The sequence below is a fragment of the Seonamhaeicola marinus genome, from assembly GCF_008085455.1.
Window position 1 is genome coordinate 689,782 of sequence record NZ_VSDQ01000679.1, and the last position, 20,140, is coordinate 709,921.

The following is a 20,140-nucleotide window of genomic DNA, read 5'->3' on the forward strand; positions in this document are numbered from 1 at the left end:
CACTAGAGCAAATTTTTAGTATAACTAACTAATCCATTTTTCTGAGAGATTCAGAAGAACCTTAAAAAGTATTGAAGCAACATGTATGTAATTAAAAGAGACGGCAGAAAAGAACAAGTAATGTTCGACAAGATCACCGCTAGGGTGAGAAAATTATGTTATGGACTAAATGAGCTAGTAGATCCATTAAAAGTAACCATGCGCGTAATTGAAGGCTTGTATGATGGTGTTACCACAAGTGAACTTGATAATTTAGCGGCAGAAATTGCAGCAACTATGACTACGGCGCATCCAGATTATGCGCGTTTAGCAGCAAGAATTTCGGTGTCTAACTTACACAAAAACACTAAGAAAACGTTTAGTGAGGTAATGGAAGATTTATATGTATATGTAAATCCAAGAACAAATAAAGAAGCACCACTGCTGTCTGATGAGGTGTACAATGTAATAATGGAAAATAAAGAACGTCTCGATTCCACTATTATATACAACCGTGATTTTGGGTATGATTATTTCGGATTTAAAACTTTAGAGCGATCTTACCTTTTAAAATTAAATGGTAAAATTGCTGAGCGTCCGCAACACATGTTAATGCGTGTTTCAGTAGGGATTCATTTAAACGATATTGATGCAGCCATAGAAACATATGAGTTAATGTCTAAGAAGTACTTTACTCATGCTACACCAACATTGTTTAACTCAGGAACTCCAAAACCTCAAATGTCGTCTTGCTTCCTTTTAACAATGAAGGAAGATAGTATTGATGGTATTTATGATACTTTAAAGCAAACAGCTAAAATATCGCAATCTGCCGGTGGTATTGGTTTAGCTATGCATAACATTAGGGCTACAGGAAGTTATATAGCTGGAACAAACGGAACAAGTAACGGTATAGTACCAATGTTACGCGTGTTTAACGATACCGCACGTTATGTGGATCAAGGAGGTGGAAAACGTAAAGGAAGCTTTGCTGTATACTTGGAGCCTTGGCATGCGGATATTTTTGACTTTTTAGATTTAAAGAAAAATCATGGTAAAGAAGAAATGCGTGCACGTGATTTATTCTACGCTATGTGGATTCCAGATTTATTCATGAAACGTGTTGAGGAAGATGGAGAGTGGACTCTAATGTGCCCTAATGAATGTCCTGGATTACCAGACACACATAGTGAAGAATTTGAGACATTATATGCTAAGTATGAAGCAGAAGGAAAAGGAAGAAAGAAAATTAAGGCGCGTGAGCTTTGGGAGAAAATCTTAGAATCTCAAATTGAAACGGGAACGCCTTACATGCTATATAAAGATTCTGCTAATCGTAAATCTAATCAGCAAAATTTAGGAACTATTCGTTCTTCAAACTTATGTACTGAGATTTTAGAATACACGTCTCCAGATGAGGTTGCGGTTTGTAATTTGGCTTCTATTGCATTACCAATGTTCATTAAAAATGGTGAGTTTGATCATAAGGAGTTATTCCGTATTACAAAGCGTGTTACGAAAAACTTAAACAAGGTAATTGATAGAAATTATTATCCTGTAAAAGAGGCGGAAAACTCAAATATGCGTCACCGTCCTATTGGTTTAGGAGTGCAGGGATTAGCCGATACGTTTATTAAGTTACGTATGCCTTTTACAAGTGATGAAGCTAAAAAATTGAATCAAGAGATTTTTGAAACGCTTTATTTTGCTGCTGTTACAGCTAGTGTAGAAGAAGCTAAGGCTGATGGGCCTTACCAAACATATGAAGGTTCTCCAATTAGTAAAGGCGAATTCCAACATAATCTATGGGGGTTAAAAGACGAAGAATTAAGTGGACGTTGGGATTGGGCTAAATTGCGCAAAGATGTTAAGAAAAACGGTGTGCGTAATTCATTATTGGTGGCGCCAATGCCTACAGCATCTACATCTCAGATTTTAGGAAATAATGAGTGTTTTGAACCTTACACATCTAACATTTACACACGTCGTGTATTATCTGGTGAGTTTATTGTTGTTAACAAACATTTATTAGAAGATTTAGTAGAATTAGGACTGTGGAATGAGGCACTTAAACAAGATATCATGAGAGCTAACGGGTCTATTCAAAATATAGATATCATTCCTCAAGATATTAAGGATCTTTATAAAACCGTTTGGGAGTTAAGTATGAAAGATATTATAGATATGTCTCGCCAAAGAGGCTACTTTATAGATCAGTCTCAATCGCTTAACTTATTTATGGAAGGTGCTACAATGGCTAAATTAACTTCAATGCATTTCTATGCTTGGAAAAGCGGCTTAAAAACTGGAATGTATTACTTACGTACTAAGAGTGCGGTAGATGCTATTAAGTTTACGCTTCAAACGAGTAAGAAAGAAGAGCCAGTAGCTTCGGCGGTAGAAGTAGATAATTCTGTAGAAACAGAACAACATAAGGCTAAAAAAGAAAAATTGGCAGCACAAAACGCAGCTAAATTTGCTAAGCAAAGTACGCCAGCAAAAGAGGTAGACGTAGAGCCAATGTCTCCAGAGGAAATGAAAGCGCTTATTGCGCAGGCAAAGGCAGGAGAAGGAGATGATTGCTTAATGTGCGGATCTTAAGGACTGGGATTAGTTCCCTCGAAAGGGGGAACCCCAAATTTAAAAAGAGCATCTCATTTGAGGTGCTTTTTTTGTGAATGTGATATAAAAAAAGCCACTTTAAAAGTGGCTTTTTGCTATAAAATAAATGGATTAATTAATTACTGCGTTATATGTTCTACAACGGCAGTATCGTTCTCAGACATTAGGGCAAAAAACTTATCAATATTTGGTAGAATAATGATTTTTGTACGTCTGTTCTTAGCTCTATTTTCTTTTGAATTATTTTCGGCAATAGGTTGGTAGCTACTTCTTCCAGCCGCAATTAATTTTTCTGGTGCTACACCATACTTTTCTTGAAGTTTACGTACTACAGAGGTAGCTCTCATAACACTTAAATCCCAGTTATCAGCTAGAAATTCTGTACTTATGGTTCTAGCATCGGTATGACCTTCAACCATTACATCTAAGCTTTGTTCAGAATTAATAACATCAGCTAACTTTTTAAGAACCGTATCAGCTTTAGAGCTTAATCTATAACTTCCGGTGTTAAATAACATATCATTTGCAATAGAAATCATCACAACAGTTTCGTTGATGTTTACTGCAAAATCTTCATCTTCGCTCATATTGCTTTCACCTATTGTTTTTTCTAAATTATAAGCTACGGCAAGATTCATAGAATCTTTAAGCGTTTTAGCTTGCGCTAATTTGTTAGCGTCAACATGTTTTAAAGTCTCACGCATTTTAATTTTGGTGTCATTAGAAATTACAGCAATGTTGCCAACTGCATCTAATTTTGTATTGTTTTCTTGTTTCAGCGAAGCTATTTTAGAGTTATAAGCATCAACTCTTTCTTGGATTTTATCGAATTTAGTTTCTAAATCTTCTTTAGCAACTTTAGTTTTTAAAAGTTCACTTTTAATCTCGCCGTTTTCTTGTTGCAGAGCTATGTACTTTTTCTTAGAAACACATGAAAAGCTCAGGATGGTTAGTAATAGTAAAATGGATAGTTTTTTCATAATTAATATATGTTTGTCTTATGTACGATTAAAGTGCGTATTCAGACGTTTAAATACATTAATTATAAAAAAACAGGAGGTGAAATAATATTAGTATTTTCGTTTTAGACCTCATAAAACCTGAGGGTGAGAGCGAACTTAAAGCTAATTAATTTAAGATGTCGGTACCTAAAAGTTTATCATTCTTATTGTAATACCAAGCTCTATTTTTTGGCATTTTAATACCATTTACGGTCTTTTCTTCCGTTAATAAGATATATTCTCCAGAATCTTTTTTAATGCTGCCGTTTGCGTCAGTTTTGTAGAACTGATAGATTTCCATTGCGTAGTTTTCCGGATTAAAATAGAAATACCAAATATCGCTTCCAACTTCTGCATTGTAGGTGGCCTTTAGAACTAAATAGGTCTTTCCCCTAAATGTCTTTTTTTCAACTTTAGGAGCAATGTTAGTGCCTTGGTCTTTTAACTTCATTGGTAGACCATAAAGATAGGTGTAGTAATTTTTGAAGAGTTTAGCGCGTTTACAGTTTAGTTTATACTTTTCTTTGTCTTCTGTAGATACATTTTCGGAATCATTCAAGGCAAAAGAGCAGTTGCCTTTATTTACTGTATATGTTGTAGTAATAGTGTCTCTTTTAGCAGAAACCTTAAAATACTCGTTGGGTAAATCTATTGTAATAGCACTTAACCGTGAGGATTTGTTTGGGACTTCCATGGTAATATTAAAATCAGCCATAAAGGAGCTCCAGTTATTATTTGGGTCATGATATTGTATTGCTTTTTCAAGAAGCTCTTCACCAGAAAGGCTCTGGGCGTGTGTTGCCAAAGTTGAAAGCATTAGGGCTATAAGTAAGACGTTCTTGAGCATAATTTCTTTTTTGTTAAATATACAAAAACAAAAAGCGCCTTGTTTAAGGAGCTTTTTAATATATATTGAGGAGGATTTGGTTATTCTTCTTCAGTAGATACAGTGGCGGGTTCTACAGAGTCATCATGAGAATTGTAATATTCTTCTAAAAGACTCATAGTAGCAGTTAGTAAATCTTTGGTTTCTAACAAAATGCCAAAATATAAGGTGGTGTTTTTAGGGCTTGATTCTTCTGTTCTGGTACGTTCAACTTGTTTTTGAATTTTTTCAGTTAACATATTGAACACTTCAGGTTTTGTACCAAGTACCGCTCCGATTTTGTCAAAAGAGCCAGAACTAAAGGCTTCATTTGTATCTAAAAGTAATTTTTCAAACACATCATCAATTTCTTTAAGCTCCTTTATTTGGCTAAATTTTAATTTTTTATGGTTGTTATTTACGTGTTTATAACTTGAATTTGAAATATACCTTAAAGACTGCGCCATGTCTTGTAAGTTATTTAAAATGCTTAAATAAAAATTACTGGCACTTACACTAGGTTCATCTAAATTCTTAATGAAATAGAAGATGTTATCTTTTAGGTCATCTATTTCATCGTTTAAACTCTCTACTTGTGCTTTATTCTTCTTGAGCATTTTAAGGTTATGGGTAGCAAGCCCGTTAACGGCATTGGTATAAATGCGATTTCCTCTTTTTACAACATTGGCAATATTGTTGGCACTCTCTAGTATAACACCTTGAATAGAACTGCTTTCTGCCTTTTTAAGTGAATCTTCCTCCTTAAGAATTCTAGATTTTTTTCTGTGACTTAAATAGTTTCTAAAAAGTACAAAAACAGCAAAGGCTAAAAGTGCAACTAACGCATAACCTCTTCCATAGTATAGTATTACTGCCATTATTGAGGCAGCTACAAAAGCACTTAGCGCGGTTAGGAACCAGCCTCCAATTACATTTAGTACACCTGCAACCCTATATACAGCACTTTCACTACCCCAAGCTCTATCTGCTAAAGAAGTTCCCATGGTAACCATAAACGTAACATAGGTTGTAGATAAAGGAAGTTTCATTGAAGTAGCTATAGAAATAAGTACACTGGCAACCATTAAATTAACTGCTGCCCTAACCATATCAAAAGCTGGCATGTCTTCTTTTTTAACAGCAGCTGTTAAAACGGGTTCTTTAAACTGCCTGTCTATAATACGTTTAGCAGAGTCTGGAATCAAATTATTCACAGCTTCAGAGGTAGCTATAGTCATTCTTACTATACTTCTAGATAAGAAATTAGGCTCAAAACGTTCTTTAACATTGTCTTGACGTGCCAAATCAACAGAAGTCTTAACAACAGCTTTTGCTTTACTAGAAAACCATAGTGTTAATACCATAACCAAACCTGCAATTAGCAGTATAATAGTAGGTGTATGTATCTTTTTACTCAAGCTTTCCATTGTGAATTCCGTAGCCGATAGGCCAGCAGTGTTTATTGCCGGATTTCCAAAATCAACGTAAGCTTGGTATGCTCCAGTTGTAGGGCCAATAAAGTTTACTAAATCATTACCGGAGAAAGCTACAGCTAAAGCAAAAGTTCCAACTATAATAATGATTCTATAAATGTTAGTTTTTAGGAATTGTATGAGTAAAAATGAAATTATGGTGAACAATACGAAACCAGCAATTAATGTCATTTCCGTATTGCTGGATATTAAACTTTTTAAATTATCATTCATAAAACTAGCATTCTTAATGCCTTTTATAAGAATGAAGTACATGATAGAAGTAACGGCAAATCCACTAAAAATAGCACCGTAATATTTAGGTTTCTGATTAAAATTGAAAGAAAGTAGAAGACGGGATACATACTGCACTATAGCACCAACAGAAAAGGCGACGACTACAGACAGGAGAATTCCCAGAATAATTTCTATAGCTTTTTCGTTATTTATATAATTCCCAAGATCCAGAAGACTTTGTGAATTATCGGCCGATATCTTAATAATGGCAACACAAACCGATGCTCCTAAAAGCTCAAAAACAATAGATACCGTAGTTGAAGTAGGTAACCCTAAGGTATTAAAGAAGTCCAGCAGGAGAATATCTGTAATCATTACTGCCATAAATATGATCATGATTTCGTCAAAGACGAATTCTCCCGGAACAAAAATACCCTTTCTGGCTATTTCCATCATACCGCTAGAGGATAGTGCACCAAATGCTACCCCAATACTGGCAACAATCATCAATGTTTTAAATGAAACAGCTTTAGAGCCAATTGCTGAGTTTAAGAAGTTTACAGCATCGTTACTTACACCAACTACTAGGTCTGCAATTGCCAAAATAGCAAGAGCAATGATCATAAAAGTATAAAGATTATCCATCTAAACTAGGGTAAAATATATTGGGAACAAATGTCTTGTTTTTTATTAAACCTAATGTTAAACTAATGTTATGTTCTATTCCATATTTGTTTGTAAGTAATAGTTTAACTAGCTAATAAAGCTTTTAATCGAAAAATCAATATTTTTTAATAACTTAATACGTTGTATATCAACTTATTGTGGGTTTAATGTTAATTTAATGTTATGTAAATGTTTATTTAAAGTGAATTATTTTATATATTTGTAAAGTAATCATTAATTAAAACCCCCACATGTTATGAGAAAATATATATTAATATTAGCAATTTTATTTATAGGAACATCAGTTTATGCACAAAACACTAATGTTAAGGTTAAGCATGAACAAAAAGGAGATTTAGTTGAAGCAACTTACTTTTATGCAGATGGAACTGTTCAACAAAAAGGAACGTTCAATCAAGACGGAAAGTTACACGGAACGTGGACTAGTTTTGATGCTAAGGGAAACAAGATTGCTTTAGGTAATTATGAAAACGGAAAGAAAGTTGGTAAATGGACTTTCTGGAATAATGGCGAAGTAAAAGAGGTAAACTTTGTGGATTCAAAAATTGCCAGCGTAACGCATACAAGTAAATCAGATGGCCTATAGAAAAGAAGTACATTTTTAAAAGAAAAAGCTCCCAATTTGGGAGCTTTTTCTTTATCTAAAATCTAAATGCTATTAAAATTTAAGTGTATAACCTAGAGAAAATTCAGTTCCAGGTTGTCTTAAAGAGTATACTCTGTCTTCAGCTTTGAAAGATTCAAAAACACTTTCTTTTTCTGCACCTAAGATATTATTAATCTTAAAGTCTATTGCAGATCTTTTGTTTTCTCCAAAAGTCTTATTAAAAGTAAAGTTTAAACTTTCAAAAGGCTTAGTATATACATCAGGAATACCTCCAAGACCTACTACTTGTAGAGTCTTACCTTGAATATTAAAGAATAATCCAGTTTGTAAGCCTAAGTCTGAATTTGTATAATTTAAACTTGAATTGATTAAGAAAGGTGCTTGCCCTTGCATATCCCTTTTTCTTTCAATAGTTTGCCCATCTCTAGCGTTAGCAACTCTTGAGTCAAACTCACCGTCAGACATTGTTAACTCAGATTTGGTATAAGAAGCGTTTAAAGTAAATTTTAAATTGCTTAATTCTTCAGAAATAAACCCTAAGTTTCTTCTAAACTCAATTTCAGCACCATAAACATCTGCATTACCAAGGTTTCCATAGGTTAACTGGGTAGATGCTTGAGCAAAGAAAGACTGTTCTATTGGATCTTTAAACTTTTTAAAGAAACCACTAATAGCAAACATTTCTCCTCCTTCTCCAAAACGTTCATACCTTAAATCAAAGTTGTTTACATAAGTAGGTACTAAATTAATGTTACCAATAAATAGTCTATCTGTAATAGGATCATAGATTCTAGAGAAAGAAGCTTCTTTAAATGAAGGTCTTGCTGTAGTTCTGTAATAAGATCCTCTTAAGTTTGATTCTTCAGTTAATGCATAAATTAAATTCGCCGAAGGGAAAAAATCATGCTCATCTAAAACTTTTCTTCTTAGGAAGTCTTCACTAGTACTGTTATTTCTTCCAGTATAGTAAGATGTGAAAATTTCTGCTCTTAAACCTAAGATAGTTTTAAGTTTTTCAGTAATGTTAAATTCATTTGAAATGTAAGTAGCACCTATATTTTGTTCTCCTTCGTAAGCATCACCAGGGTTAAATTGATCTGTTGATACTAAGTTAGTTCCATTAGGATTATCTCTACTCCAAAGATTTTCAGGAGCTAAGAAATTGTTAGGATTACCATCTGCAACGGGCTCATTGTTTTGGAATGTCCAGTCATCAATACTAAAGTCTCTGAATTTGTAAGTGTAACCACCACCAAATTTTAATTTAGCAGGTCTTCCTCCTATTTCATATTTCTTTGTGAAGTCAAACTTAGAAGCCCAGTTTTCCTCTTGTAAGAAACGCCATATTCTTATAGGAAATGTTGCGAACGATGGGCTAATATCAAACTCACCTTCATCAGTTTCTTGTAATGGAGTAACTTTGTGGTCTTTATCATGTACTTTAGAAAACGTGGGAGATAATTTCCAGTCAAAAGTCCAATCATTTTCAGCACCAAACCTATGATTACCATTTATTAATAAATTTGTAATAGACCTTTCTGTATAGGTAATTGCATCTTTACTAATAGGCTCTAAACCAGAACCAGAACCGGAACCACCACCAGCAACTAATTGATTGAAGATACCACCAGCAGACTCTCCATTTTGTATATGAAGAATGTTTACTTTGTATTTAGATCTCTGCGTTTTAAAAGTTAATCCTGCTAAACCGTTTACTAAAACATTGTTTATACCTTCTCTACCTTCAGAAATTCTATCAGCAAGTAAGTTGTTGTTTGATTTGTCTAAGGCATCAATTGAGAATGCACCGTCTACACGGTTTTCGTAAAACGTTGTGCTGTTTTTGTATGAAAACAACGCCATGTAACCAAGTTTGTTATTTTCACCTACTTCAAACTGATCTCCTAATGTGAAACCAAAATCGAAGTTAGGTTTACTAGTTTCTTCTTGTGCTCTAAGTTCACTATCAAAACGACCAGTTAATGAGTTTAATAAGTTTCTGTTATCGAATGTCCCAGGAATACGTTGGTACCTGTTTATAGGCACATTTCTTGTTCCGTCGTCATATCCCCAAAAATCTGTGTCACTTCCAGACCCAATTAAGAAATTGTCTTTACCGTGCATATCAGGATTAAAGCCAGCACCTATAGAAACAGAAGCTTCAAATTTAGTTGGAAAATCTTTGGTAATAATATCAACCACACCTCCTGTAAAATCTGCAGGGTATTCTGCTGCAGCCGATTTTACAACAACAATATTATCTAATATGTTTGTTGGAAAGATATCCATTTGAATAGTGTTTCTATCTGGATCTAAACCAGGAATATCTACACCATTTAAAGTTGATTTAGTATAACGGTCTCCTAAACCTCTTACATATACATATTTACCTCCTTCAACTGAAACACCAGGAACACTTTTTACTGCGCTTGCTAAGTTACCAGCGCCACTTGCTTTAATAGTCTGTGCAGACATTGCGTCTAAAAGTGTCGCAGACTTTTTCTGAAGAGCTAAAGCTGCATTTTCAGTATTTCTTTTAACAGTTTGAGTAATTACAACTGTTTCTAAAGAATTAGAAGATAGTGTTACATCTAAATCTGTAACCTGTCCAGATTTAATAACAACGTTACTAATTTCTTTAGTTTCGTAACCAACAAATGAGAATATAATAGTATAAGTACCAGAGTCTAACTCTAACTGATATTTACCATCAAAATCTGAAGTAGTACCAGTTGTGGTTCCTTTAACAAGAATATTAGCGAACGCCATTGGTTCGTTGTTGTATTCTCCATCTAATACATTTCCAGCTAAAATACCAGACTGGGCAAATGCAGTATTAAAAGAACCTATAAGAAATAGTATAAAAACTATATAAATATTTTTCATAATATAATTTGAAAACTACTGCTCGCCATAAGCGAACAGTAGTTGTTTTATCTTTATTATAAAGTATTTTTTAGATTGCTGATTTTGAAGCAGCGTAAGTCCAACTTAAAACAGAAGTATCTGCTCCTACAGTTTGAGCTCCTTCTGTAACTTGAGAAGTCCAAGCAGCAGCTCTTGTAGTAAAGTCATCGTTTAAGATGATTTTGTCTTCATCAATGTCATTACTTTCATCTGTGTCATCACAGTTTTGAGCACAACCAACTTTTTCAACAAAGATGCTATTATCAAAACCAACAACTTCCCAGTTAGAGAAAGTTAAGTTACCATCTAGGAAATTTTGAGAAACGGCATTGTTATCTAACTCAACGTCAGAACTAGCTTTAAATCCTTTTGCATATACATTGTTAGTTGCTCCAGTAGCTTTACTTCTGTAGTCTGCGTACTCACCTTTAGTTGTGTTTTCGTTACCAATTAAAGTTACATTTTCTAATGTAAAAGAACCTGTAGCAGTTCCTTCTCTACCATCAATTTCTAAAGCGTGGTCAGAAACGTCTCCTAATACAACTACTGCATTTGAAATAGTTCCAGAGTAAGCTTGGTCAATATCTAAACCATCATCACCTTGAGCCCAAACTAATAAGTTAGTAGCGTTAACAGTTCCACCAAAGAACTCAATACCGTCATCAACGTTAGCAACAACTTCTACGTGATCTATAGTAGTTCCAGTACCAACACCACCTAGAGTTAATCCGTTAATTTCGTTTCCTTCACCAATTAAAGCACCACCGTGACGGATAGATACATATCTTAAGATACCAGAATCATCATCTGCAACATTTCCACCATAAAGACCAAATGTATCATCAGCAGGAATTCCTTCAATTTGTACTTCAGTTAAATCACCTTTTAAAGAACAAGGAGCATGACCTAAGATTATTAGACCACCCCAAAGACCTCTGTTAGATTCGTCAAGGTTAGTACCTGTAGTCTGACCAGCATCGATGTTATCACTTGAAGACGTGAAAATGATTGGACTATCTGCAGTACCAACAGCATTTATCTTACCACCTCTAGCAACGATTAAAGCAGATGCTAAAGAACCAGTACCAGGCTTCCCTTTAATAATAGTACCAGGGTTTATAGTTAATGTTACTCCATTATCAACAACAACTTTTTGATTTAACTCATATATTTTGTCGTTTGTCCAAGTTGTGTTAGCAGAAATAATACCAGTTACGGCAACAATTTCAGTTCCACTAGGAGTAGAATCTCCACCATTTATTATTGTAACTTCTTCTATAATTATAGGAGTGTCGTCATCTTTAAAACAACCACTAAGTAATAAAGTAGAAGCAAGTAAAACTGGTAAAAATATTTTTTTCATTGTGTTTAAATTTTAGATAATTTTTTAGTTTCAATTTACGCTGCAAAGAAACGTCTGTTATGTAAATGTGATGTTATGTGTGGATTAAAGAACAGTAATAAAAGAGTTATCCTAATGTTATGAGAAACGCTCTTTTTTGATAGTTGAAGAAACAATTTGTTAACATTGAAAATTCCTCTCTTATTAAGAATTTTTATTAGTCTTTTATAAACATGAAAATTTTCATATTCTAATTTTAGAATTGAAAATAACCTTGCGAAAAGGACATTGCACTTTTAATTGCAAACGCCTGAATAATAAGTAAGGAATGTTCTGCCTTTATTTAGATGCAGTCTCTATTTCTGGTAATTTAAACGTGTTAAGCGCTAACTTAATTTCGGCAGGTTCAAATGAAGATACTTGAATTTCGATTTCTTTAGATTCATATCCAGGAAAATTGCAAACAAGTGTGTATTTACCATCTTTTAAGTTTTCAAATAAGAACGTTCCAGATAAGTCCGAAGTTGAACTAATTTCAGTTCCTTTGATAGAAATATTAGCAAAAGCTAAAGGTGTATTATCTAACTCTTTATCTAACACTTTGCCAACAATAAGACCAGAGTCTTGAGCAAAAGAAATTGAAGTTATAAGAATAAATACTAAGGTTGCTAAATATTTCATTTTATGTGCTTAAAATTGCGCACTGCAAATAACCGACATAAATGTACTTTTTGTGTTACTAAATTGTTAATCGTTTTTCAACTTTAGGTTACTTTAATGTTAAGAGATTTTAGAATTTAATTAACCTGAATTTATTTATCTTGCCATTGCTTTAACCAAAAATTATGAACTGGGAACAATTACTCTCTTTAAAGCGCTTTGGCGACACCAATAAAAGATTACGAAAAGAACAAGATGAAACCCGTGTTGGGTTTGAAGTAGATTATGATAGAATTATCTTTTCACAAGAATTTAGAAGTTTACAGGATAAGACTCAGGTAATTCCTTTGTCGCAAACAGATTTTGTGCATACTAGACTTACGCATAGTTTAGAAGTTAGTGTTGTTGGGCGATCTTTAGGACGTAAAGTGGGGCAAAAGCTTCTTGAAAAGTACCCGCATTTAAAAGAGGTGCATGGCTATCAAATAAACGATTTTGGTGCTATTGTAGCGGCTGCAGCTTTGGCTCATGATATTGGAAACCCTCCGTTTGGACATTCTGGAGAAAAAGCTATTGGTGAGTTTTTTAAAACGGGAGAAGGCTTAAAATACAAAGAGCAATTAACAGATAAAGCATATCAAGATCTTTGCGATTTTGAAGGAAATGCTAATGGGTTTAAAATTATTACTCAGAAGAATCTTAGGTTAAGCTATGCTACATTAGGAGCTTTTATGAAATATCCTAAAGAGTCTTTACCTAAAAAGCCAACAAGCCATATAGTTGATAAGAAATATGGTTTTTTTCAGTCTGAAAAACAGTTGTTTGAAAGTGTTGCTACCGATTTAGGTCTTTTAAAACGAAGTAATTCTGATTTAAGTTTTTCACGACATCCTTTAGCATATTTGGTTGAGGCGGCTGATGATATTTGTTATACTATTATAGATTTTGAAGACGGTATAAACTTAGGGTTAATTGAAGAAGAATTTGCTTTAGAATATATGTCCAAAATTATAAGAAATACCATAATTCCTGAGAATTATTATAACCTTTCTAGTAAGCAAGAACGCATAGGTTATCTAAGGGCTTTAGCTATTGGAACTCTTATAGATGAAGCAGTCCACATTTTCATGACTAACGAAGAAGCTATTTTAAATGGTTCATTTGATTGTGCTTTGCTTGATAAAAGTAAATACGAAGCCCAAATAAATGATATCATTAAAATAAGTGTTGAAAAAATTTACCAATCTGAGGAGGTAATTAATAAAGAAATTGCGGGATACCAAATTATAAATAAGTTATTAGGTGTTTATACTAAAGCGGTGAACAATAATTTTGATGGTAATGCTTCTAACTACGACAAACTTATTTTAAAAGGATTGCCTAAAACCATAGATTTCTCGAGTGAAGATTTATACCAAAGGTTGTTGGCGGTTTGTCATTATGTATCTCTGCTGTCAGATAGTAAGGCTATATTAAATTTTAAAACCATTGAGGGGGTGACTTTTTAAAATCAAAAGCAATGGTTTAATAATGTTTAAAAGATTAAATATGTTTGGTAAAGACATTTCTTAAGCCTTCAACATCTAAACCAACTAATCTCTGTAATTCATTGACATTACCGTGTTCAATAAAACCATCAGGAATGCCTAAAGTTTTAATGGTGTTTTTGTAATTGTGTTCTGAAGCAAATTCTAAAATAGCAGATCCAACCCCTCCTTTAATAGTGCCATCTTCAACAGTTATAATTGTACGGTATTCTTTAAAAACACGGTGCAGTAGAGCTTCATCTAAAGGTTTTACAAAGCGCAGATCATAGTGAGAGACGTTTAATCCCTCTATAGCTTCAGAAACATTTTTAGCAATGCTTCCAATGCTCAAGATAGCCAAGTTTTTACCCTTTTTTAGTTGAATAGCTTTTCCAAGTTCTACTTTCGAAAATGGTTGTTTCCAATCTAAAGTAATACCGCGGCCACGAGGATATCTAATTGCAATAGGCATTTCTAAACCTAATTGGGCTGTGTACATTATGTTGCGTAATTCAACTTCATTTCTGGGAGCAAAAATGATAAGATTAGGTATGCATCTTAAATATGCTAAATCAAAAACACCATGATGTGTAGCGCCATCTTCACCAACCAAACCAGCTCTATCTAAACAAAAAATAACGGGTAACTTTTGTAAAGCAACATCGTGAATTACTTGATCATAAGCCCGTTGTAAAAAGGTAGAGTAGATGTTACAAAAAGGAACTAATCCTTGGGTTGCCATACCGGCAGCTAAGGTAACGGCATGTTGTTCTGCAATACCAACATCAAAGGCTCTGTCTGGAATTTGTTCCATCATATACTTTAGGGAACTTCCTGTTGGCATTGCTGGTGTTATACCAATAATCTTGTGATTTTGCTTTGCGAGTTCTACAATAGTATGTCCAAATACATCTTGATATTTAGGTGCTTGTTTAACATCTGGTTTAGGGATTAGGTCTCCAGTTTCAGCATTAAACTTTCCTGGGGCATGGTATTTTACTTGATCTCTTTCTGCTTGTTTTAGTCCTTTACCTTTGGTAGTGATTACATGCAGTAATTTGGGGCCTTTTATTTTTTTAAGTCGCTCTAATTCTGAAACAATTTTGCTAATATCGTGTCCATTAATAGGTCCCGAGTAATCTATATTCAATGCTTCAATGATATTATTACGTCTGTTTGTTCCCTTTTTAACATTGGTTAAATATTGCTTTAATGCACCAACGCTAGGGTCAATACCAATGGCATTATCATTTAAAATCACTAATAAATTGGCGTCTGTAACTCCTGCATGATTTAGTCCTTCAAAAGCCATTCCACTAGCAATAGAGGCATCTCCAATAACAGCGATATGATGTTTATCCTCACCATTTAGTTGTGATGCAATGGCCATTCCTAAGGCTGCCGAGATTGAAGTAGATGAATGTCCAACTCCAAAAGCATCATATGCACTTTCATCACGTTTGGGAAAACCGCTTATACCCCCTAACTGTCTATTGGTTTCAAAAATGGCTTTTCTGCCGGTTAGGATTTTATGTCCGTATGCTTGATGACCCACATCCCAGATTAATAGATCTTCTGGTGTATTAAAAACGTAGTGTAATGCAATTGTTAATTCTACAACACCAAGACTAGCTCCTAAATGCCCCTCTTTGGTAGCCACTACATTAATAATGAATTCGCGTAATTCTTTTGCAAGGTTTGGTAAGTCTTCTATAGATAACTTACGCAAGTCTTTAGGGTAATTAATATGTTGTAAAAATGGTTTTTGCACATGGCAAAAGTACGAGAATGAATTGTTATTTTTGCTATTATGATAAAACCTTTCGACGATACTTACTTTATGCGCAAAGCGTTACAGGAGGCAGAAATAGCTTTTGAAAAAGGCGAAATTCCTGTTGGAGCGGTTATAGTTGTTGATGACCGAGTAATTGCAAGAGGCCATAATTTAACGGAGATGTTGAATGATGTTACCGCTCATGCCGAAATGCAAGCTATTACAGCTGCCGCTAACTTTTTAGGGGGTAAATATCTTAAAAATTGCACCATGTATGTTACCTTAGAACCATGCCAGATGTGTGCTGGGGCTTTGTATTGGAGTCAGATTTCAAAAGTTGTTTATGGGGCAAGAGACTTAGAGCGTGGATTCATAACAATGAAGACACAATTACACCCTAAGACTAAGGTGGAAGGTGGCGTTTTGGCAGAAGAAGCTGGCGAATTGCTGAAACGTTTCTTTGTAACTAAACGTAATTTGAATTGACATTGTTCTGTGGGAGGTACGACAGAAGAATCTGCAAGTAGAAACAGACGCTTCGCTACGCTCTGCATGACAAAGGTTAATGTTTATCCTCCTCCTGAGACTCCTTCATTTTATCCAGATTCTCTTTAGTAAGCATGTAGTCTTTAATGTCTTTGTCTTTCCAACGGTAATATGAAAACAAAGGAAAAACTAATAAAAACAAACCTACAACACCAAAGCCAATGAGTTTTTGAGAATATTCTAAATTGGTAAGGAAACCAGTTAAAATTGATCCGACAGAGGCCAAAAATAGAATAAAAGTTATCTTTTTTATCATTTTTTACTAATGTGTTACATTAATTAGTTGTCTTCGGTAAGCAGTTAATAGTTTTGATTTAGAAATGTACCCATAATACTTTCCATTTTTAATCACGGGTAAATTCCAAGCGCCAGAGGTTTTAAATTTCATCATAATATCATTCATAGAGTCCTCATCATAGTTTATAATGCCCGCATCAGCATGCATTAAACCTTCGGCAGTTACTTTGTCATAGAGTTCAGTATTAAACATCATATGCCTTATATCATCAAGTCTTATTACACCTAAGAATTCATGTTTTTTACTAACTACAGGAAAATGATTTCTTGAAGATTTGGCTACAGCATTTTTTAAGATATCACCAAGCGTCATTTCTGGTTTTAGAATCACAAAATTAGTTTCTATAACCTTATCTATTTCTAACATCATTAACACATTTTGGTCTTTGTTGTGTGTAATGAGTTCACCACGTTTGGCAAGTTTTAAAGTATATACAGAATGAGAAACATAGTATTTCGTAATAGCAAAAGAAATGGCGGATACCAATATTAGCGGTACAAATAATTCATAACCACCTGTAATTTCTGCTATTAAGAAAATAGCAGTAAGTGGAGCATGTAGTACTCCTGCCATTAGCCCTGTCATTCCTATTAAGGTAAAATTAGATTCCGAAACGTCAAATCCAAAACCAATGTTGTTAATTACCTTGGCAAAAGCATTTCCTAATGCGCTTCCCATAACTAGTGTTGGAATAAATACACCACCAACGCCACCTGCACCGAATGTAGTAGTCATTGCAATGGCTTTAAACAAAGTAATGCCAAATAATAGGCCTATGACTATCCAAATGTTATCTAAGTCAAGATTAAAAGGGGTGTTTCCAATTGCTGCTAAATGATCACCTTTTAAGAGGTTGTTCATAATACCGTAACCTTCACCATATAATGGCGGAATTAAAAACAGCATAGTTCCAATAGCAATACCTCCTATTAATAGTCTTTTAGCTCTGCTTTCAAAAGATTTAAAAAAGTTTGTAATACTGAAAAATACCTTAGAAAAATAGACAGACATATGCCCAGTTACTAGCCCTAGTAATACATAAAATAGAATATCATTTATTTCAAACTTATCAATTAATTCAAAACGGAGTAAAACGTCTGTTCCCAAGAAGAAGTAAGACGTTACTACGGCGGATACTGAAGCCAGTAATAATGGAACTAATGATGTGAAGGCAATATCTAAACTAAAAATTTCTATAGCGAAGATAATTGCGGCAATGGGCGCTTTGAACATAGAAGCCATGGCACCAGCCGAAGCACAGCCAATAAGTAGCATTCTAGTTTTAGTATTCATATGAAATAACCTTGCAGTATTGGAACCTAAAGCGGAACCAATACTAACAGCAGGTCCTTGCAAACCTACAGATCCACCAAAACCAGCAGTTAAAGGAGCAGTAATTAAACCTGCATAAATATTGTATCTAGGAATTATTCCATTAAGCTTAGAAATAGCATGTAACGTCGTTGAAATACCATGACCAATATGCTTTTTTAACCAAGTTTGTTTAATGATGTAAACTAATAAAAGGCCAATTATCGGGAGTACGAAATACAACGTGCTCTGGTAATTTTTAAAAATATAAAGATTAAATAAGTGCCCTATGTAATAGGTGAGGTTTTTAAGAACTACGGTACCTATTCCCGCTAAAAACCCTACTAAAATACTTAGAATATAAACAAACTGACGTTCAGAAATGTGTTTGTACTTCCAGATTAGAAATTTTCGTAAAAGGCTTCTAACTTTAATAGGCATTTTTAAAATTAATAAAAAATCCCGCGTTACGCAGGATTTTAATGTTTTATGATTTCAAGTTTAGTTTTAAACTTAATTCTTCTAGTTGTTCATCATCAATTGGCGCAGGTGCATCGATCATTACATCACGTCCTGAGTTATTTTTAGGGAATGCAATAAAATCACGTATAGTTTCTTGTCCACCCAAAATGGCTACCAATCTATCTAATCCGAACGCTAGTCCACCATGTGGTGGTGCTCCGTATTGGAAGGCGTCCATTAAAAATCCAAATTGCGCTTTAGCTTCTTCTTCAGTAAACCCTAAATAATCAAACATTAAGGCTTGGGTTTCTTTATCATGAATTCTTATAGATCCACCACCTATTTCGTTTCCATTTAGAACTAAATCGTAAGCATTAGCTTTAACAGCTCCGGGGTCTGTTTTTAATAATTCTAGTTGTCCAGGTTTAGGTGATGTAAATGGATGGTGCATAGCATGGTAGCGTTCTGTCTCTTCATCCCATTCTAATAGCGGAAAGTCCATTACCCAAAGTGGTGCAAATTCATCTGGTTTACGCAAACCTAGGCGTTCTGCTAATTCCATACGCAAAGCACTCAGTTGTGCTCTAACTTTGTTAGTGTCTCCAGAAAGCACACAAATTAAATCCCCTGCTTTAGCTCCTGTTGCTTCAGCCCATTTTGCTAAATCTTCTTGGTCGTAAAACTTATCTACTGAAGATTTAAATGAACCATCATCATTACATCTACAATATACCATTCCTAAAGCGCCAATTTGCGGACGCTTAACCCAATCAATTAATTTGTCAATTTCCTTACGCGTATAGCTGTTCCCTCCTGGTACCGCAATACCAACTACTAATTCAGCAGAATTAAAAACTTTAAAGTCTTTATGTTGTGCAACTTCGTTTAGTTCACCAAACTCCATTCCAAATCTAATGTCTGGTTTGTCATTTCCATATAAACGCATGGCGTCATCATATTGTATTCTAGGAAACTTTTCAATGTCCACACCATTAATTTCTTTAAGTAAATGGCGAGTTAACCCTTCAAAAGCATTAAGGATGTCTTCTTGCTCAATAAACGCCATTTCACAGTCTATCTGTGTAAACTCGGGTTGTCTATCGGCTCTTAAGTCTTCATCTCTAAAGCATTTTACTATTTGAAAATATTTATCCATGCCACCAACCATAAGCAATTGCTTAAAAGTTTGAGGTGATTGTGGGAGTGCGTAAAACTCACCCTCATTCATTCTTGAAGGCACAACAAAATCACGAGCGCCTTCTGGTGTAGATTTAATTAAATAAGGCGTTTCTACTTCAATAAACCCTTCGTTAGACAAATAGTTTCTTACTTCTTGAGTAACCTTATGTCTAAATATTAGGCTCTCTCTAACCGGATTACGACGAATATCTAAATAACGATACTTCATGCGTAATTCTTCTCCACCATCGGTATCATCTTCAATAGTAAATGGAGGTAAGACAGCCTCATTAAGAATGTTTAATTCAGAAACTAAAATTTCAATATCTCCAGTTGGAATATTTCCATTTTTAGAAGCTCGCTCAACTACTTTACCTTTAGCTTGAATAACAAACTCTCTACCTAAATTTTGAGCCTGTTCAATTAATTCTTTAGAAGTACGTTCTTCATCAAAAACCAATTGGGTTATTCCGTATCGATCTCTTAAATCTACCCAAACTATAAAACCTTTATCTCTAGATTTTTGAACCCAACCTGCTAGGGTAACCTCTTTATTTATATCTGCAGACCTTAATTCTCCGCAGTTATGACTTCTGTACATATCTTAATTAAAATTGAAGTGCAAATTTAATGAAGTTAAATTATAAAAATAGAAAGAGCCGCTA

The 20,140-nt window shown here is 34.3% G+C and carries 14 protein-coding genes; 4 read left to right on the forward strand and 10 right to left on the reverse strand.

Annotation, left to right across the window (positions count from 1 at the left end):
* Positions 1-81 precede the first annotated feature (81 nt).
* Positions 82-2,580 (forward strand): ribonucleoside-diphosphate reductase subunit alpha, encoded by a 2,499-nt coding sequence (locus tag FUA24_RS14170; protein WP_148543431.1) that lies wholly within the window; start codon positions 82-84, stop codon positions 2,578-2,580.
* 140 nt (positions 2,581-2,720) lie between these two features.
* On the opposite strand, the gene FUA24_RS14175 is transcribed toward FUA24_RS14170, so the two are convergent.
* From FUA24_RS14175 to FUA24_RS14185, 3 genes are all read right to left on the reverse strand, one after another.
* A complete protein-coding gene (locus FUA24_RS14175; RefSeq protein ID WP_148543433.1) occupies positions 2,721-3,581 on the reverse strand; it encodes an OmpA/MotB family protein in 861 nt (286 codons plus the stop codon).
* 148 nt (positions 3,582-3,729) lie between these two features.
* Positions 3,730-4,449 carry a DUF6503 family protein gene (locus tag FUA24_RS14180; protein ID WP_148543434.1) on the reverse strand — a complete coding sequence of 240 codons (720 nt, stop codon included), beginning with the start codon at positions 4,447-4,449 and terminating at the stop codon, positions 3,730-3,732.
* Positions 4,450-4,529: 80 nt separating this feature from the next.
* Complete coding sequence (locus tag FUA24_RS14185) at positions 4,530-6,821, reverse strand: inorganic phosphate transporter (protein WP_148543435.1); 2,292 nt, start codon at positions 6,819-6,821, stop codon at positions 4,530-4,532.
* Between the two features lie 277 nt (positions 6,822-7,098).
* On the opposite strand from FUA24_RS14185, the gene FUA24_RS14190 reads away from it, so the two are divergent.
* Positions 7,099-7,449, forward strand: a complete 351-nt coding sequence (locus tag FUA24_RS14190; protein WP_148543436.1) for a toxin-antitoxin system YwqK family antitoxin — start codon at positions 7,099-7,101, stop codon at positions 7,447-7,449.
* A 72-nt stretch (positions 7,450-7,521) separates the two neighbouring features.
* Here FUA24_RS14190 and FUA24_RS14195 read toward each other — a convergent pair whose 3' ends face one another.
* The 3 genes from FUA24_RS14195 to FUA24_RS14205 all read right to left on the reverse strand — a co-directional run bounded on the left by FUA24_RS14195 (position 7,522) and on the right by FUA24_RS14205 (position 12,400).
* Complete coding sequence (locus tag FUA24_RS14195; protein WP_148543437.1) at positions 7,522-10,356, reverse strand: TonB-dependent receptor; 2,835 nt, start codon at positions 10,354-10,356, stop codon at positions 7,522-7,524.
* A 70-nt stretch (positions 10,357-10,426) separates the two neighbouring features.
* Complete coding sequence (locus tag FUA24_RS14200) at positions 10,427-11,740, reverse strand: hypothetical protein (protein WP_148543438.1); 1,314 nt, start codon at positions 11,738-11,740, stop codon at positions 10,427-10,429.
* Between the two features lie 318 nt (positions 11,741-12,058).
* On the reverse strand, positions 12,059-12,400 hold the full coding sequence (locus FUA24_RS14205) for a carboxypeptidase-like regulatory domain-containing protein (RefSeq protein ID WP_148543439.1): 342 nt from the start codon (positions 12,398-12,400) through the stop codon (positions 12,059-12,061).
* 164 nt (positions 12,401-12,564) lie between these two features.
* On the opposite strand from FUA24_RS14205, the gene dgt reads away from it, so the two are divergent.
* On the forward strand, positions 12,565-13,887 hold the full coding sequence (dgt, locus tag FUA24_RS14210; protein ID WP_148543440.1) for a dGTP triphosphohydrolase: 1,323 nt from the start codon (positions 12,565-12,567) through the stop codon (positions 13,885-13,887).
* A gap of 34 nt (positions 13,888-13,921) precedes the next feature.
* Here dgt and dxs read toward each other — a convergent pair whose 3' ends face one another.
* The gene (gene dxs / locus FUA24_RS14215) at positions 13,922-15,676 is read right to left on the reverse strand and encodes a 1-deoxy-D-xylulose-5-phosphate synthase (RefSeq protein WP_148543441.1); all 1,755 of its coding nucleotides are present in this window, start codon (positions 15,674-15,676) and stop codon (positions 13,922-13,924) included.
* 39 nt (positions 15,677-15,715) lie between these two features.
* Between dxs and FUA24_RS14220 the strand changes: the two genes are divergently transcribed.
* Complete coding sequence (locus FUA24_RS14220) at positions 15,716-16,165, forward strand: nucleoside deaminase (RefSeq protein WP_148543442.1); 450 nt, start codon at positions 15,716-15,718, stop codon at positions 16,163-16,165.
* Between the two features lie 76 nt (positions 16,166-16,241).
* On the opposite strand, the gene FUA24_RS14225 is transcribed toward FUA24_RS14220, so the two are convergent.
* Genes FUA24_RS14225 through aspS form a run of 3 tightly spaced genes read right to left on the reverse strand, consistent with a single transcriptional unit; the run spans position 16,242 to position 20,076 of the window.
* Positions 16,242-16,481: a hypothetical protein gene (locus FUA24_RS14225; protein WP_148543444.1), complete on the reverse strand. Its 240-nt coding sequence runs from the start codon at positions 16,479-16,481 to the stop codon at positions 16,242-16,244.
* A gap of 6 nt (positions 16,482-16,487) precedes the next feature.
* A complete protein-coding gene (locus FUA24_RS14230) occupies positions 16,488-18,275 on the reverse strand; it encodes a chloride channel protein (RefSeq protein ID WP_148543446.1) in 1,788 nt (595 codons plus the stop codon).
* Between the two features lie 46 nt (positions 18,276-18,321).
* Entirely contained in the window at positions 18,322-20,076 is a 1,755-nt protein-coding gene (gene aspS / locus FUA24_RS14235; RefSeq protein ID WP_148543448.1) for an aspartate--tRNA ligase, read from the reverse strand.
* Between the last annotated feature and the right edge of the window lie 64 nt (positions 20,077-20,140).